Genomic DNA, 15,705 nt, shown 5'->3' with positions numbered 1-15,705 from the left:
GCGTACGGGTCGGAGGATGTGGGCGGCTCGGCGGCCGGGGCGGGAGGGCCGGTGGGGGGTGCTTCGGCCGGTGGGGGGCTACGGCCGGTGGGTGGGGGCTACCTCGGCGTGCCGAAGTCCTGCGTCCACCAGGGACCGCCGTCGCCCTTGTGGACGCCTATGCCGATCTCCCGGAAGGCGCAGTTGAGGATGTTGGCCTTGTGGCCGGGGCTGTTCATCCAGGCGTTCATGACCGCGTCGGCGTCCGCCTGGCCGCGGGCTATGTTCTCGCCCAGGCCGGACCAGCCGTATCCGGCGGCTTCCACGCGGGTGGTCATGGTGGACCCGTCGGGTCCGGTGTGGGACATGACGCCGCTGCGGGCCATGGTGTCGCTGTACGACCGTGCCGCGGCGCTCAGCTTGGCGTTCGCGGTCAGGGGACCGCACCCCGCCGCCGCCCGCTCCTTGTTGACCAGGGCGAGGACCGCGGACTCGGACTCGCTGGATCCACCGCCGGAGGAGCCGCCCGCTCCCCCGGAGCCGCCGCCGGTGGTCGCGGCGCGCGTACGCGCGGGCTTGCTGCTCCGGGGCGGCTCCGAAGCGGCCGGAGCGGCCTCCTGCGCCGCGGACTTCGTGGGATCGGCGGATTCCGAGGCGTCGGAGCCGGGCGTGGTGGACGGCATCGCGCCCGTCGCGGACGCGGCGTCCGCGGTGAGCGTCGGGAGCGGGGCAGAGGGGGTTGCCGTCGCCTGCTCGCCGCCGGGGGCACCCTTCCCGGACTTCGCTCCGGTGGGGCCGTCCGCCCGCTGTTCCCCGCGCGCACCGCCGCCGGAATCGGCCACCGCGACCCCGACCGCCACCGCCGCGGCCGCCGCGGTGAGGGACAGCACGATGCGCGTGCGCACCGTCTTCTTCCGTCGCGCCTCGACGCGGGTCGGCGTTGCGGGAGTTCGGCTGCGGCTCATGCCTGTAGCACCTCACAGAGAGAAGGGATCGGGGCGCCTCCCCGCGGTAGCTCGGGGAGGGTTCGACCGAGCCTAGAGCCGTGACCAGCGAAAAGAGCTGCCGGGAGGCGTTCTTCAAGGTCCCTTAAGGAAGCCCGCAGGATCGGCGCAGGAACGAGCCGGGGCAGGCGGCCGCATGGAGGGGTCCAGGTGTGGCACGCACCGGCCCGGGGTCCGGAGCTGTGGAAGGCGACCGGCCGGAGCGCCGCACTGAGGCGCGCGCCCGAGCCCGCCCCCGAGCCGTACGCCGCCGCTCCCCGGGATCCCGGAAGGACCCCGGGAGGTGGGCGGGCGGCGTTCAGGCGGCCGTCCAGCCGCCGTCCAAGGGGATCGAGGCGCCGGTGAGGTAGCCGGCGTGCGGTCCGCAGAGCCAGACGGCGACGGCGGCGACCTCCTCCGGTTCGATCAGCCGCTTGATCGCGGAGCGGCTGAGCAGCACCTCGCCGACGACCTGCTCGGGGGCGATGCCGTGGGCGGCGGCCTGGGCCGCGATCTGCTGTTCCACCAGGGGAGTGCGCACGTAGCCGGGGTTGACGCAATTGCTGGTGATGCCGTGGGGGGCGCCTTCCAGGGCCGCGACCTTGCTCAGCCCTTCGAGGGCGTGCTTCGCGGTCACGTAGCCCGCCTTGAACGCGCTGGCCCGCAGACCGTGGACGCTGGAGATGTTGACGATCCGGCCCCAGCCGCGCGCCCGCATGTGGGGCAGGGTCCGGCGGAGCAGGAGGAACGGGGCGTGGACCATCACCTTCTGGAGGTGTTCGAACCGCTCCGGCGGGAACTCGGTCAGGGGGGCCACGTGCTGGAGGCCGGCATTGTTGACCAGGATGTCGATGTCGGCGGGCAGTTCCTCGACGAGCTCCCGGCGGGCCAGGTCCACCACGTGCGGTCGGCCGCCGATCTCCTCGGCGACGGACGCGGCGGCCCGGGCGTCGATGTCCACGACGTGGACGAGGGCCCCGGCAGCGGCGAGGGCTGTGGCGCAGGAGCGCCCGATGCCGCTGCCGGCGCCGGTCACCAGGGCGCTGCGGCCCGCCAGGCCGACACCTGCCGACCGGCCGGACGCGGAAGTGGTTGCGCTTGTCATGGCCGGAATCATCGCGACTTCCGTGTGCCGCTCCCATGGGTGTGGCCCCCATAGTCGGTCCGGGCCGTGTGTCGGACATCGCCAGTGCGACGGCACGGGGAACGTCCGGCCCCGACCGGGCCGGTGGCCGGATCGTGCGCTCGTGGGCCGGGCCCGGTCCGGCGATGATGGCCCGATGGACATAGGGGTGGAGACACGACCGGCCGAGGCGTATGCCGTGTCGGCGGAGTTCTACGACCTGCTGCACGCCCGCTCGTACCACCGGCACGCCCAGGCGCTCGCCGGTCCGGCGGCGGCGGCCCGCATCGGCATCGTCGAGATCGGCGCGGGGACCGGTCTGGTCACCGAGGTGCTGATCGACGCGTCGATCGTGCCGGTGCACGCGGTCGAACCCGCCGCCACCATGCGGTCGTTGCTGCTCTCCCGCCTGCACCCCCCGGTCGGCCGGTCGGCCGCCGACCGGGTCACCGTGCACGCCTGTTCCGCGCTCGACCTGTCACTGACGGGGCAGGCCGATCTGGCCGTCTGCCTGCGGCTGGTCCCGTGCCTGCCGCCCGAGGAGCGGCGCATGCTCTGGCAGGCGGTGGCCGACCTGCTCGTGCCGGGCGGCCTGCTCTTCCTGGACCGCCCTCCGGCCCGGCTCCCGGTCCGTCCGACCCGGCGCTCGCTCGGCGAGGTCCGCCTGGGCACCGACACCTACCGCGGTCAGGTCACCGCACGCGCCGAGGACGGCCTGATCCGCTGTGACTACGCCTACCTGGTGTGCCGTCAGGGCCGGATCCTGCGGCGGTCGCAGGAGTCCTTCCTGCTCCGGCCGATGACCGTACGGGCGCTGCGCGAGGAGCTCGCGCGGTACGGCCTCGCCTGGGAGGGCGAGCTGACGGCGGACGTGCTGCGCGTGCGCAGGGGGGTCCGCCGGGTCTCGGCACCCCGCTGACCTGCGGGGGTCAGGTCGCGTAGATCACGGTGGTCACCACGACGATCACGGTGAACACGGCGCTGACTCCGTGGGTGACGACCGCGGCGACGGGGAAGTTGCGCTCGGCCGCGGCGTCCTCGTCACGGGAGTGGCGGCCACTGCTCGGCAGCCAGCGGAAGAGCAGGACCGCTCCGAGGGACGCGACGATCAGGACGAGCGCGGAAGCCGCCCGCCCCGCGGAGGCCACCCGGGAGAAGGTGAACAGCGCCCAGCAGCACAGCCCGGCGACCGCGAGCAGGATGTGCGCGAGGATGACGGACACCGGAAGGCGGGTGACGGCCGCGGCGCGCTGCCGCCAGCCGCCCTCGCGGAGCCAGACCGTCAGCAGGTACGCGCCGATGACAGCGGTGAGGATCCAGAAGCCGAGCCCCGCATACCCCAATGCTTCCTCCTCCCCTCCCGTGCGCCCCTGCCATAGCGCCCATGACAGCAGGATCCGGCGGCACGGACGGCACCCCATGAACCCCCCGCCCCCGAAGGGGTGAACTCCACCGCGCCCGGGGACGGTTGTGCTCCGCCTCTGCTAGGGCGCCGACGGGATGGCACTAGCACCACCACGGGTACGGGTAGTAGCGATATCGCCCCGGGCCCGCCCGTTCGACGAGGCTGAGTACCACCGATCGACCTCAACGGGAAGAACAGCACATGCACTTGCCCAGGAAACCGGCGCGCTGGGCCCTGGCCGCCGTTTGCGGGATCCTCGCCGCGACCGCCCTGCCCCTGTCCACCGCGCACGGCGCGAACCCGGCCGGCGCACCTCCCGTACCGGAGCGGTACGCCCATCAGCGGCTCGACTGGCAGCCGTGCAAGGACGGTTCGCTGGAGTGCGCGGCCATGTCGGTACCGCGCGACTGGTACCACCCGGACGCGGGACCGAGCCTCACGGTGGCGGTGTCCCGGCACCGGGCCGCGGACCCCGCCGCGCGCCGGGGCGTCCTGATGATGGCGGCCGGCGGGCCGGGCGCCTCGGGCCTGGGCCGGCCCGCCGGACTGGCCTCGTACGCGCCGAAGCTGGCGGCCGCCTACGACATCGTCGGCTTCGACCAGCGCGGTGTCGGGGCCAGTACCAACGTGGTCTGCTCGGACCAGGACACCGTCGACGCCCTGTTCGGCAGCGGCGATCTGCGCGACCGCGGCGAGCAGGCCGTCCGCGCCACCCTGGAGCGCACCCGCGCCTTCGTACGGGACTGCCGGCGCAACTCCGGGGACCTGCTGCCGTACATCACCACCGACCAGGCCGTGCACGACATGGACCTCTACCGCGCGCTCCTCGGCGCCGACAAGGTCTCCTACTACGGCCCGTCCTACGCCACCATGCTGGGCGCCTACTACGCGACCGAGTTCCCCCGCCGCGTCGACCGGGTGGTGCTCGACAGCAACATCGGCTTCACCGGCAGCTGGCAGACCTTCATGACGGGTCAGCCGCTCAGCTTCCAGCGCCGCTTCGAGGAGGACTTCCTGCCCTGGCTGGCGAAGAACGACGCCACCTACCACCTGGGCCGGACCCCTGGGGAGGCGAAAGCACGCTACGAAGGGCTCCGGACGGCGCTGCGCGAGCACCCGCTGGACCTCGACGGGGCCGTCATCACGTCCAACCACCTCGACGCGGCGGCGACCGGCTCCGTCTACAGCGGTGGCACCTTCCCGGACCTCGCGGCCGCCCTCGGTGTGCTGGAACACCCGGACAGCGCCCCGCCGGCCGCCCGGCAGGCCCTCGCCCGGAAACTCGAACACCCGCTGGCGGCCGGGTTCGCCGCCGACTTCTTCTCCGTCGTCTGCTCGGACACGCCGTGGACCCGCAGCACCGGCTACTGGGTGAGGAAGAGCGAAGCGGACACCCTCAGCCATCCCCTGGCCGGGGCGAGGGAGTTGACGTTCGCGTCGGTCTGCGCGGCCTGGCCGCGCTCCACGGCGCCGCACGTCGAGGTCACGGGCAAGGGGCTGCCGCCCGTCCTGATGCTCAATTCGGTCAACGACCCGGCGACCCATTACGAGGGCGCCCTGCGGGCCCACCGAGGGCTCGCGGGATCACGCCTGATCACGGTGAGCGGCGGCGACCACGGCCTCTACCAGGCGCACAACGCCTGCGTGGACACCTACGTCGAGGACTTCCTCCTCGAAGGCCGGCTGCCGGCCCAGGACTCCGCCTGTGCGGGGAAACCGCTGCCCGATCCTGCGGCGGGGCCCCGTCCGGGGGGCGCAGGAACCTCGGACCACCGCCGCACCCCGTGATCGACGGCGGGGTCGCGCTCCCCCGCTCCCTCCATGACGTCGAGAGCGCTCGCGGCTCCGGGTGGACCCGTGGTCGCGGGCCCGGCGGCTACCCCTGCGCTGCCGCGCGCGCCCGCCCCCAGGCACGGGCGAACAGTTCGTGCGGCGGGACCGGGCACAGGAAGCGGATGAACGGGCCCTGGGGCTCCGACGTCCCGGCGGACACCAGGTGGGCCGGGAGTTTGGCGGTCTCCACCGGCAGGTGGGGTGCCTTGAACTCCGTCCACGCGCCGGGGACGAAGGCCGTCCGGCCGGGCCCGGGCACGCCTGCCGGTCTGGACGGCGCATGCCGCCGCCAGGTCGGCCTGAGCCGCCTTGTGGCAAGCGGGAGTCCAGCCATTCCAGCGGCGGACGTTCTGGTCCGTGGGCCGGGCCAGGGCCAGGAGCTGGAGGTACAGGGCGGCCGCGTCCGCGCCGACCCCGAGGACGCCCGTGACCTCGGCGACCAGACCGGGAGTGCTCAGGGCCGGGTTCAGCTCGTGACCGCCCGGCGGCACCGGGGTCGAGGCCGCGCGGTCGACCATCCGGGCGAGCCCCTCGCCGCACACCGCCTGAATCCGCCGGACGGCCTCCAGCAGGCCGGGCAGGCCCAGTTCGCCGCACAGCCGCACGGCCCGCTCCACGCGCTCCGGATCGGCCAGTGCGGCCGGCCGCAGGAACACGTCACGACCGGGTACGGAGACCACGAACAGGCCGTCGTCATGGGCGGTGGACACCTCCGTGTCCTCCCGGTACAGGGGCTCGGGGCAGGGCAGCACGGTTCCCGCGTACGGGGTGAAGGCCGGGTCACCGGCCACCGCGCGGCCCAGCTCGAAGTACCAGCCCAGCGGGATCAGCGTCCCGGGGTCGTCCAGCAGCTCCCGCAGCGCGCCGTACAGGCGCACGGCTCCCGCGGCGGCCGGATCACCGACCGGACGCTCCGTCAGCGCCCAGGCCACGACGGACGCGGGTTCGCGGTGGAGGGACCGGCCGGTGATCACCCAGCGGCCGGCGCTGCCGTCCGCCTCCCCGTGGTGCAGGCTGAGCCCGCCGCCCCGGTGGCCGACGAGGACGAACCCGGAGCCGGGGAGGGCGGCCTCCGCGGGCGCCCGGCCGGCCGCGAGGGCGCGGGCCCAGCCGTCACCCAGCCCCAGGTCGGCTTCGAGCGCCCCGGCCAGCCCCTCGTCCACGTACGGGGTGGTGCCGAGCAGCTCCGCCCAGACGGCGGCCATCCGCTCCGCCGCCGCGGTCATCCCGCCCTGCGCCCACAGTTCGGCCGGGTCCTCGGGGACCCCTGCCGCGAGCACCGCCCGCCGCCCGGCGTCGCCGAGCCGGTGACAGAGGTCGCCAGGTCGCGCGGGGTGCGGGCGCGTACGGCCAACGGGCCTGGTGCCCGGTTGCGGTGCCGGCCAGCGTCTCCTCCGCCACCTTTGACCCAGGCGACCGGGTACCGGGCATCGGCATCGGCACCGGGCACGACGCGAGCGCCACCGGGTGGCGGGCCGTCCGGCGCCGCCCGTAGACACGTCGCCCGAGAACGGTTTGTACGTACTCGCGGGTATCGCGACCTGATGGGGCCGGGATTTGATACTTCTGGACAGCTCCGGTGTGCGCGCTGTCCGCAGGAAGGACGTGACCGTGCTCGATTCCCTGCGCCCCAAAAACGTCGTCTGCCCGTATTGCCAGGCCAGCGACAAGGAAGGCGTCGCGCGGACCCTGTCGGCCGTGGCGGGCGCGCTGTCGGTGACCTGGCACACCGCGGCCTGCCCGCACTACGCCGCCGACCTGATCCTCGCCGACGCCGCCCGCGAACACCTGCAGACCTGAGGGCCGTCCCGCAGTCCCCGGCGGGTCGGCGCACGGCGTCGGATACGGAACACCGCGAGGCGGAGGTGGCCCAGTGTCCGGGCCCAGGCCGGTAACTGTTCGTAGCCCGCCCTCGGCGGTCGTCGGAAAGCTCCGGCTCTCGACGAAGGCGCCAGCGGCCGTGACCACGCCGGCAACGTGGACGTCCTTGTGCGTGTCGACACCCAGCACGACGTCGGGGTTGCCCCGGTCCAGCGGGGCGGGCCGGGTCATCCTGGTCACGGTCACCCGTCTCCTGCAGCTATGCAGCTATGCAGCTACGGGAAGTGGGGCGGCCATCGCTGGATCGGTCAGGGCGGTCAGTCGTATCGGGTGGCCGGGCCGCGCCACTGCTTGAGCTTGTCGATGCGCCACCGGAAGCGGGCCGGCCGTCCGCGCTCGTGTCCCACCTCCGGCCGACGGAACGGTGGAGCCACCTCCGTCCACGGTAGTCCCGGCGATGGCGGCTGTCCGCTCCGGCGCGGTGCCACTGCTCCGCACGGTGGGCAGCTCCCCTCCCGGTACCGGCTGCTCGACGGGGTGGCCGGTTCCAGTAGCATGCACCCCACTAATTGAACGTGCTCAAATCCTGGGGGCTTTGGTGGGGGAAGCAACGAAGGGCCGCCGGCTCGCCGTCGTGCTGTGGTCGGCGCTCGCGGTGGAGGTCGCGGGACTGGTGGGGACGTTCGCGTTGGCGGACACCACCATGCTGGTGCCGGAATTCCACGGGAATCTCGTCCTGGCGTGCGCGATGCTCCTCGCCATGACCCTGGCGGTCCTGCCGATCGTGGTCGTGGTGCTGACGCTGCGCGATGACCGGAACACCACTGCCGTCTGGCGGGCAGCCGCCTCGTGGATCCTCGCGCTCGCACTCCTGGTCATGCTGGTCAGGGCGGGCACGGGGCCCTGGGTCGTCTGGTGCGCCGTCGCGATGGCCGCCTCGTGCGCGGCCACCGTCCTGTGCGCCGGCAGCCCGACGGGGCTGTCGATCCAGCCGCCCCGCGCCGCAGTCGCAATCGCCGTCGTCGCGCTGGCGGCGGCGGCCTGCGGCTCCTACTCCGGGCCGTACACGGACTATCCGGGAGTCTGGACCGCCTCGGAGGACGCTGCGTCCCTGACCCTGACCGGGCAGACGAACTCCGGGCAGGGTGGCCAGTACACCCTGCGGGTCGGGACGTGCACGGAACAGGGCAGTTGGGTCTTCCACTACCCGCAGATGTCGACTTCGGTCCAGATGTGGCTACACCGTGAGGGCGCGCTCGCGTGCATCCCGGGCGGACCGCAGACCCAGGTACACATTGTCGACGGCAACCGGGCGGCTCCGGTCATCACGCTTCCCGGGCTGCTTCTGACGAAACAGTGAGCGGGCGCTCAGAGCCGTTCGGGCGGCCCTCGGCCACCGGGCACGGGGTGGGGGCCGGGCTGCCGATCCCGACGGCGATGCCGCTGCCCCGGTGGCCGGTCGAGTCGAAACGGCCTAGGCCGGGCCGGGGGCGAGGCCGTCGGCCACCAGGCCGGCGAGTACCGCCTCGCCCAGGGCGTGCACGGCGGACTGGGGACGGACCATCACGGTGAACTCCCTGACCCGGCCCGTCTCGTCGAGCTGGAGCAGGTCGATTCCGTGGATCTGCTTGCCGTTCACGAGGGCCCGGAAGGGCAGGATCGCCGACGGTGCCTCCGCGCCGTCCGCGCTGGTCTCGGCCACGCCCTCCAGGTGTCCGACGTAGCGGAGGTCCTCGAACACGCGGAGCAGGACGCCGAAGAGTCCCAGCACCATCGGCTTGCCCTCGAACGGTGTGAACTTCACCGGGCTGTAGAGCCGGATGTCCTCGGCGAACAGGTCGCCCATCGCGGCGAGATCGCGCTTCTCCACGGCGGCGCGGAAGCGTTCGGCAGTCTCCATGACCCCTCCTGATACTCAAGGATATGACTAGTCGCTTTCTTGAGTATCATGCACCGGACGGACGAGACGGGGAAGGTGCTGCGGCGATGGCTTTGAGACATGCCGTGCTGGCGGCGCTGCTGGACGGTGAGTACAGCGGGTACCAGCTGGCGAAGGTGTTCGACGTCAGCGTCGCGAACTTCTGGCACGCGCTCCCCCAGCAGCTGTACGCCGAGCTGGCCAAACTGGAGAAGGAAGGCCTGGTCGCGGGTCGGCAGGTGATCCAGGAGACACGGCCCAACAAGCGACTGTTCAAGGTCACCGACGCCGGCCGCGCCGCGCTGGAGGAGTTCGCCGCGGCGTCGTCGAAGCCGTCGGTCATCCGCGACGACCTGCTCGTCAAGGTGCAGAGCGCGGACCGCATCGGTACGGCGGCGGTGATCGAACAGCTCGAAGAACGGGCCGCCGCCGCCGGGGCGAAGATCGAGCTGCTCGGCGAACTGCTGCGGCAGATGCGGGGGGACATGGACGAGGCGGAGTTCCTGCTGCGCGGCGAGCGGATCGGCGGGTACCTGACATGCCTGCGCGGCGTGGCCTTCGAGCAGGGCAACCGGGAGTGGTGCCTGCGGGCCGCGGCCGTCCTGAGGGAAAGGCAGGTCACCCGTGCCGGACGGTGAGTACCTGCGCTACGTGGCCCTCGGTGACAGCCAGACCGAAGGGATGGGCGACGGGGACGACACCGTCGGTCTGCGGGGCTTCGCCGACCGGCTCGCCGAGCACCTCGCGGCCGTCAACCCCGAGGTCCGCTACGCCAACCTGGCCGTACGGGGACGCAAGGCCGGTCAGGTCCGCGCCGAGCAGCTGGGGCCCGCCCTGGACCTGCGCCCCGATCTGACCACCGTCGTCGCCGGGGTCAACGACATGCTCCGGCCCCGGTTCGACGCCGCTGAAGTGGCCGGGCACCTGGAGGAGATGTTCGCCGCGCTGACGGCCGCCGGCAGCCACGTGGTGACCGTGACGTTCCCCGACGTGGGGGCGATGGTGCCACTGGCGCGTCCGCTCGGATCCCGCGTCCGCGACCTCAACACCCGCATCCGCGCGGCTGCCGCGCGCCACGGGGTCACCGTCGCCGACGTCGGGCGGCACGCGGTAGCCACCGACCCGCGGCTGTGGACCGCGGACCGCCTCCACGCGAGCCCCGTCGGCCACGAGCGGATCGCCGCCGCCCTCGCCCGGGCCATCCGGCTGCCCGGAAGCGACGACAGCTGGACGCTCCCCCTGCCGCCCCGGCCGGTCCCGGGCCGCCGACAGGCCGCAGGGGCCGAACTGCGCTGGGTGGCCGGGTTCCTCGGTCCCTGGATCGGACGCCGCCTGCGCGGCCGCTCCTCCGGCGACGGCCGGACCGCGAAGCGCCCCGAACTCCGGCCCCTGGGTTAAGGGCTGTCCCGTCGGCTATCGTCCGTCACCGCACCGCACCGCAAGAGCCGGGCACGGGGGATGTGACGGGTGACCGGGCAAGACGTTCCGGCGCAGCGTTTCGAGGCGCAGCGCGCCCGCCTGCGGGCCGTGGCCTACCGCATGCTGGGCTCGCCGGCTGAAACGGAGGACGGCGCTCAGGAGGTCTGGCTCAAGCCGAGCCGCTCCGACGCCGACGCCGTGGACAATCTGGGCGTGCTTAAGGGCCGCCCTCGGGGACGGGCAGGAACTTGCCCGCTTTCAGAGCGAGCTGCCGGGCGAAGTAGGCCGCCGCGTCGGGTCGCATGCGGGCCAGGGCGACCATGCCCGTGATGACGACGTCGCAGACCTCGTCGTGGACGTCCTCCCAGCTGTGCGAGTGCCCCTTGCGCGGGTTGGTGCCCTTGGCTCCGATCACGGCCTGTGCGGCCTCGCCGAACTCCTCGCCGATCTTGAGCACTTGGAGCAGGTGGCTCTCCTCCGGCTTCAGCCCCAACTCGGCGTCGGACGCGTCGAAGCGGTCGGCGAGGGCGGTGATGGTGTCCCATGTGGCGGTCACGGCGTGCGGTACCTCCCTGTTCCCGTGCCCGCACGCGGCGGCGTCGGGCAGGGGCAGCACCCTACCGGCGGCGCGGCGGCCGTCCCGTCTCGCTGGAGAACTCTCCACAGCTGCCGGTAGGTTGATCGTATGCGTCTGACGAAGTACGGCCACGCCTGTATCCGCCTCGAAGTCGGGGACCGCGTCCTCGTGATCGACCCGGGAACGCTGTCCGAAGCGGAATGCCTCCTCGGAGCGACCGCCGTACTCATCACCCATGAGCACGAGGACCACATCGACGTCGCCGCGCTCAAGGCGGCGCGCGAACTCAACCCCGCGCTGACCGTGCACACCCACGCCGCGCTGGCCGCGGAGCTCGGCGACGGCGTGACCGCGGTCGAGGCGGGCGACGCCTTCACCGCGGCCGGCTTCGCCGTGCGCGCCGTCGGCGGCGCACACGCAGAGATCGTCGACGGCCTGCCCGGCTGCCCCAACCTCGGTTACATCGTCGACGGCGTCTACCACCCGGGCGATTCGCTGTTCGTGCCCTCCGAGACGGTCGAGACGCTGCTGGTGCCGGCGTCCGGACCCTGGCTGAAGACGGGCGAGGCCATCGGGTTCGTGCGTGCGGTGAAACCGGCCCGCGCCTTCCCCATCCACGACGCCCTCGTGAACGAACTCGGCAGGGACAACTTCGACCGGTGGCTGGACGGGAAGGGCGGGACCGACTACTCCCGCGTCCCGCTGGGCGGTTCGGTCGATCTGCCTTAGCCCGTGGTCGCGTACGGACGCCCGCCGGATCCACTGCGGCGGGCGGCCCCCTCGGGGCGGTCGCCTGACGGACCACCGCGGTCGCGGCGTCAGGCCGATTGCAGGGGCGGGACGTTCCTCGTGAGCGCGGCGGCCGGCAGCAGAATGCTCGGCTCGCCGCCGGGGTCCTCGGCCATCACGACGCCGGCCGCCTGAATGGCGAAGCCCGCGGGCCAGAGGGTGAGGTCGCTCGCCGACGCGCCCTGCAACGCGGCGCCTGTCAGGTCGGCACCAGTGAGGTCGGCTCCCCGCAGGTCGGCCAGGCTCAGATCCGCACCGGTGAACTTGGTGCCACGGCACCGAGCCTTGCGCAGGTTCGCCTCCCGCAGGTCGGCGTCGCAGAAGTCGGCGTCACGGAGGTCGGCCCTGACCATGCGGGCGCCGCGCAGGTCGGCTTCGATGCAGCGGCTCCGGTGGAGAATCGACGTCCCGAGCTCCACGTGCCGCATGTTGGCCGCGGTCAGCGATGCCTCTCCGTCGAAGTTCATGTGGTGCAGCCACAGTCCGTCGCAGTCGGCCCGCCGCAGGTCGGTGTAGCTGAGGTTGAGCCAGTCGGGCCGACGGTCCTGGAACAGCATGCCGAGGCCGGTGAGCGCCACCTGGGCATCCGCGGCACGGGTCTCCAGAGGAGGCACGGAGTTGACGGAGGTCTGCGCCGCCGGGGACTCCGGCCCTTGTGGGGGCCATGGCAGATGAGTCCGCAGGAACGCCGCCATGATCGAGACGACCGCCTCACGGTCGTGCGCCGAATGGTCCGCGATCCGCCACAACGCGTACAGACCACCGATCCGCACGTCCAGCTTCTCGCTGCCGAGCTGGTCGACCGCCCGGCTGAAGCGGTCGGTGATGTGTCCCTCCCGGGTGGCGTTCAACCCCTCCTGGCTCAACCTCAGTTGCCGCCAGGTGGCGTACGCCCCGAAGAGGACGACGGCGCCACCGACGGCCTGCAGGAGCGTCGTGCGCACGTTGTTCACAGCGGCGAGCCGTTCGGCGGCCCCGATCCGGGCACCCGCGAGATCGCGGTCGACCACCGGCCCCGGCAGCACGACGACCACGACGGTCAGCGCGGCGAGCGCGGCCAGTACCGCCGCCGCCGTGATGAGAACGACCCCGACCCGACGCCCCCGCGGGGCAACGGGCGTACGGCGGTGATGAGGAGATCCCCCTGTATCCATGCGCACCTGATCGCAAGGCGGGGCGGAACCGGGTGTGCCCGTCCGGTCAGCGCACCGGCATCGGCGGATGCCCCTGAGCCTGCGCGAGCCGGCACCGCCCGGCACTGCGGGACCGGCCACCGGCCCCCGGCCGGTGCCCCGACAGCCCGCAGAGGCGGTGATTGTCCCGATGTCGGCGGCTACCTGCGGGATGCGGATGGTTCCTCACGGGTCGTGACGAAGGCAATTCGACACGTAGTAATTAGATGAATCCCTGACTGAATTCCCGTCAACAAGCCAATGCCGCATATCTCGATTTGATAACGACTCCCCCGAAATGGCCTGGACCAATCACCCTCGACGCGCGTAACTTCCTTGAATCTATTGCTTATTGATGGTTCGTCAAATCTGACCTACAGGTAACGGAACGATTTCTCGAAGCCCCCTCCCGTTTGTCCGAATTCTCCGGCGCATTCGTCTGGCAGGCTTCCGCGCACCCAGTGATCCCGATCCGATTTGAGGTGCCCATGACAGGACAACGCAGACGGCGCGAACACCGACGCAAACCCCGGCGGTTGATACTCCTCACCGCCGCCACGGCCGCGGCGGCGGTGATAGCCGCCGGCATCGCCTACTCCGGACTCGGCGACGGAGCCCAGGCGGCGGCTCCGGTGGAGGCCGCCGCAGAGCCGGTCTCGCCGGCCGCCGCACCCGCCCGCGACCAGGACCCGGACCCGATCGCGAGCGCGCCCGCCAACGAGGGCGACCGCGGCATGGTGTACGACGGCCTTGAGGTCGCGCCGAAGGGCGACCGGTGCGTCGGCGTGTACCGCACCGGCGCCGGACAGTGCAGCCACGGCCCCGACGCCCCGCCCAAGGGCGTGGACATCAAGAAGGACATCGCTCCGGCCGTCCAGGCGAAGGCTCCCGCGGCCGATCCGGCCAGCCCCGCGAGCGACGACCCGGCGACCACCGAGGGCGGCGGGCGTCCTCAGGACGCGCCCGCGGCCGATGCCGGGTCCGCCAAGGCCAAGGCCGACGCGCCCCCGCCCGCCGCCACGACGGGCGGTCAGACCGTCGCCGCCGGGCCCGCGGGCCAGACCGTCCAGTGCGACGGCGACGGCAGCACCGGCAACCGCGTCCAGGTCGTGTACGTCCACGGTCCCGGCCGTGACCGCTACTCCGAGTACGTCGCCTCGTTCCGCAAGTGGGCGGCCGACGCCGACCTCATCTACTCGACGAGCGCCCAGGAGACCGGCGGCATCCGCCACATCCGGTACGTGACGGCCGCCGACTGCACCCCGACCGTGCTCAACATCGAGCTCCCGGACTCGGCGCTGTCCGAGTTCAGCGCGACCAACTCCGCGCTCGCCGGCAAGGGACTCGACCGGCGCGACCGCAAGTACATGATCTTCGCGGACACCCAGGTCTACTGCGGCATCGGCACCTTCAACGGCGACGAGCGGCCCGGCCAGGCCAACCTGAGCAACTTCGGTCCCTCGTACGGACGTACGGACTCCGGCTGCTGGGGCGGTCACACCGCCGCGCACGAACTCGGCCACAACCTGGGCGCGGTCAACAACAGCGCCCCGAACACCAGCCGGGGCGCGCACTGCACGGACGAGTGGGACGTCATGTGCTACTCGGACACCCCGTACTACCCGCAGATGCGCAACGTCTGCACCAACCAGGCGTCCGAGAACATCCTGGACTGCAACCACGACGACTACTTCCACACCAGCCCGAAGGCCGGCAGCTACCTGGCCACGCACTGGAACATCGCGGACAACCAGTTCCTGATGAAGACCAAGGGCGGCGGCACCGACCCCGGTCCGAACCCGAACCCGAACCCGACGCCGACCAAGAAGCCCACGCCGACGCCGACGAAGAAGCCCACCGGCGGACCGGCCGTGACCGCGGCCCAGATCCAGTCCAACTCCGTCGTGGTGAGCTGGCCCAAGGTCGAGGGCGCCGCGTGGTACCAGGTCCTGCTGAACGGCAAGCACCTGGCCTGGGTCCAGTCCCAGGCGCTGCGCATCTACAACCTGCAGCCCGGTACGGCGTACACGGTCGCCGTCTCGGTCCGCGACGGCTCCGGCCGTGACACCGGACCCGGCAAGGCCGCGTCCTTCCGTACGACCGGCGCGGGCGGCGGTACGACCACGCCCGGCGCGCGCTACTTGCTCGGCAACGGCAGCACCGGCATGAACGCAGAGGTGTGGGGCGGCCGCGGCGCCGACGGCACCGTGCTCGTCGGTGCGCGTGCCAACGGGTACGCCCAGCAGCAGTGGTACTTCGACGACGCGGGCAACGGTCAGGTCCGCATCCGGTCCGCCGTCTCCGGCAAGTGCCTGCAGCCGGGCGGTACCCCGGCCGCGGGCATGTGGGTCGCGCAGCAGCCCTGCGGCTCGGGCGGTGCGCAGGCCTGGAAGCTGACGTCCCGCGGTGGCGCGGTGGCCGTCACGGACCCCAGCGGCGGCTTCGCCCTGACCGTGAGCAACCGCCCCTACTACGGGAACTGGCTGCTCGACCTGCAGCGGGCCGACGGCCGCGCGACGCAGGCCTGGACGGTCCAGAAGTCCGGCTGACCTACCGGTCGAACGACGGACGGGCGTGCAGCCCCGACGTCCTGAGCCCACCCCGGGGGGGGGGGCGCCCCCCCCCCCCCCCCCCCCCCCCCCCCCCCCCCCCCCCCCCCCCCCCCCCCCCCCCCCCCCCCCGAACG

General features: G+C 72.6%; 15 protein-coding genes. 9 read left to right on the top strand and 6 right to left on the bottom strand.

The genetic code is table 11. The annotated features are described in order from the left end of the window. Positions 1–98: 98 nt before the first annotated feature. Entirely contained in the window at positions 99–944 is an 846-nt protein-coding gene (locus ACFCZ1_RS01880; protein ID WP_376676347.1) for a CAP domain-containing protein, read from the bottom strand. A gap of 337 nt (positions 945–1,281) precedes the next feature. Beyond that, positions 1,282–2,067: a 3-hydroxybutyrate dehydrogenase gene (locus ACFCZ1_RS01875; protein ID WP_376676346.1), complete on the bottom strand. Its 786-nt coding sequence runs from the start codon at positions 2,065–2,067 to the stop codon at positions 1,282–1,284. Positions 2,068–2,242: 175 nt separating this feature from the next. On the opposite strand from ACFCZ1_RS01875, the gene ACFCZ1_RS01870 reads away from it, so the two are divergent. Beyond that, positions 2,243–3,004, top strand: a complete 762-nt coding sequence (locus ACFCZ1_RS01870) for a class I SAM-dependent methyltransferase (protein ID WP_376676345.1) — start codon at positions 2,243–2,245, stop codon at positions 3,002–3,004. A gap of 10 nt (positions 3,005–3,014) precedes the next feature. Here the strand turns inward: ACFCZ1_RS01870 and ACFCZ1_RS01865 are convergent, their stop codons facing one another. Continuing rightward, positions 3,015–3,428, bottom strand: coding sequence for a hypothetical protein (locus tag ACFCZ1_RS01865; RefSeq protein ID WP_376676344.1), 414 nt, complete (start codon positions 3,426–3,428; stop codon positions 3,015–3,017). A 263-nt stretch (positions 3,429–3,691) separates the two neighbouring features. Between ACFCZ1_RS01865 and ACFCZ1_RS01860 the strand changes: the two genes are divergently transcribed. From ACFCZ1_RS01860 to ACFCZ1_RS01850, 3 genes are all read left to right on the top strand, one after another. Beyond that, positions 3,692–5,278, top strand: coding sequence for an alpha/beta hydrolase (locus ACFCZ1_RS01860; protein ID WP_376676343.1), 1,587 nt, complete (start codon positions 3,692–3,694; stop codon positions 5,276–5,278). A 1,656-nt stretch (positions 5,279–6,934) separates the two neighbouring features. Further along, entirely contained in the window at positions 6,935–7,123 is a 189-nt protein-coding gene (locus ACFCZ1_RS01855) for a hypothetical protein (RefSeq protein WP_376676342.1), read from the top strand. Between the two features lie 619 nt (positions 7,124–7,742). Next, entirely contained in the window at positions 7,743–8,504 is a 762-nt protein-coding gene (locus ACFCZ1_RS01850) for a hypothetical protein (protein ID WP_376676341.1), read from the top strand. Between the two features lie 114 nt (positions 8,505–8,618). Here the strand turns inward: ACFCZ1_RS01850 and ACFCZ1_RS01845 are convergent, their stop codons facing one another. Further along, positions 8,619–9,044 carry a nuclear transport factor 2 family protein gene (locus ACFCZ1_RS01845; RefSeq protein WP_376676340.1) on the bottom strand — a complete coding sequence of 142 codons (426 nt, stop codon included), beginning with the start codon at positions 9,042–9,044 and terminating at the stop codon, positions 8,619–8,621. Between the two features lie 86 nt (positions 9,045–9,130). On the opposite strand from ACFCZ1_RS01845, the gene ACFCZ1_RS01840 reads away from it, so the two are divergent. The 3 genes from ACFCZ1_RS01840 to ACFCZ1_RS01830 all read left to right on the top strand — a co-directional run bounded on the left by ACFCZ1_RS01840 (position 9,131) and on the right by ACFCZ1_RS01830 (position 10,811). Continuing rightward, positions 9,131–9,700 (top strand): PadR family transcriptional regulator, encoded by a 570-nt coding sequence (locus ACFCZ1_RS01840; protein WP_376676339.1) that lies wholly within the window; start codon positions 9,131–9,133, stop codon positions 9,698–9,700. Then, positions 9,687–10,460, top strand: coding sequence for an SGNH/GDSL hydrolase family protein (locus ACFCZ1_RS01835; RefSeq protein WP_376676338.1), 774 nt, complete (start codon positions 9,687–9,689; stop codon positions 10,458–10,460). Before ACFCZ1_RS01840 ends, ACFCZ1_RS01835 begins: the two co-directional genes overlap by 14 nt. Before the next feature lie 69 nt (positions 10,461–10,529). Then, positions 10,530–10,811 carry a sigma factor gene (locus tag ACFCZ1_RS01830; RefSeq protein ID WP_376676337.1) on the top strand — a complete coding sequence of 94 codons (282 nt, stop codon included), beginning with the start codon at positions 10,530–10,532 and terminating at the stop codon, positions 10,809–10,811. Here ACFCZ1_RS01830 and ACFCZ1_RS01825 read toward each other — a convergent pair. Then, entirely contained in the window at positions 10,699–11,037 is a 339-nt protein-coding gene (locus ACFCZ1_RS01825) for a MazG-like family protein (protein ID WP_376676336.1), read from the bottom strand. The genes ACFCZ1_RS01830 and ACFCZ1_RS01825 overlap by 113 nt on opposite strands. Positions 11,038–11,166: 129 nt before the next feature. On the opposite strand from ACFCZ1_RS01825, the gene ACFCZ1_RS01820 reads away from it, so the two are divergent. Next, on the top strand, positions 11,167–11,787 hold the full coding sequence (locus ACFCZ1_RS01820; RefSeq protein ID WP_376676335.1) for an MBL fold metallo-hydrolase: 621 nt from the start codon (positions 11,167–11,169) through the stop codon (positions 11,785–11,787). Between the two features lie 89 nt (positions 11,788–11,876). Here ACFCZ1_RS01820 and ACFCZ1_RS01815 read toward each other — a convergent pair whose 3' ends face one another. Further along, the gene (locus ACFCZ1_RS01815) at positions 11,877–13,001 is read right to left on the bottom strand and encodes a pentapeptide repeat-containing protein (RefSeq protein ID WP_376676334.1); all 1,125 of its coding nucleotides are present in this window, start codon (positions 12,999–13,001) and stop codon (positions 11,877–11,879) included. A gap of 554 nt (positions 13,002–13,555) precedes the next feature. Between ACFCZ1_RS01815 and ACFCZ1_RS01810 the strand changes: the two genes are divergently transcribed. Further along, entirely contained in the window at positions 13,556–15,568 is a 2,013-nt protein-coding gene (locus ACFCZ1_RS01810; RefSeq protein ID WP_376676333.1) for an RICIN domain-containing protein, read from the top strand. Positions 15,569–15,705: the final 137 nt, after the last annotated feature.

Origin of the sequence: Streptomyces sp. NPDC056224 (genome assembly GCF_042267665.1) — a bacterium.
Taxonomy (GTDB): domain Bacteria; phylum Actinomycetota; class Actinomycetes; order Streptomycetales; family Streptomycetaceae; genus Streptomyces.
The sequence above is the reverse complement of the archived record's forward strand: the minus strand, read 5'-3'. Positions and strand labels throughout refer to the sequence as shown.

Coding starts and splice junctions, on each gene's coding strand:
- ACFCZ1_RS01880 (WP_376676347.1), bottom strand. CDS start 944: ATGAGCCGCAGCCGAACTCCCGCAACGCCGACCCGCGTCGAGGCGCGA.
- ACFCZ1_RS01875 (WP_376676346.1), bottom strand. CDS start 2,067: ATGACAAGCGCAACCACTTCCGCGTCCGGCCGGTCGGCAGGTGTCGGC.
- ACFCZ1_RS01870 (WP_376676345.1), top strand. CDS start 2,243: ATGGACATAGGGGTGGAGACACGACCGGCCGAGGCGTATGCCGTGTCG.
- ACFCZ1_RS01860 (WP_376676343.1), top strand. CDS start 3,692: ATGCACTTGCCCAGGAAACCGGCGCGCTGGGCCCTGGCCGCCGTTTGC.
- ACFCZ1_RS01845 (WP_376676340.1), bottom strand. CDS start 9,044: ATGGAGACTGCCGAACGCTTCCGCGCCGCCGTGGAGAAGCGCGATCTC.
- ACFCZ1_RS01840 (WP_376676339.1), top strand. CDS start 9,131: ATGGCTTTGAGACATGCCGTGCTGGCGGCGCTGCTGGACGGTGAGTAC.
- ACFCZ1_RS01820 (WP_376676335.1), top strand. CDS start 11,167: ATGCGTCTGACGAAGTACGGCCACGCCTGTATCCGCCTCGAAGTCGGG.
- ACFCZ1_RS01815 (WP_376676334.1), bottom strand. CDS start 13,001: ATGGATACAGGGGGATCTCCTCATCACCGCCGTACGCCCGTTGCCCCG.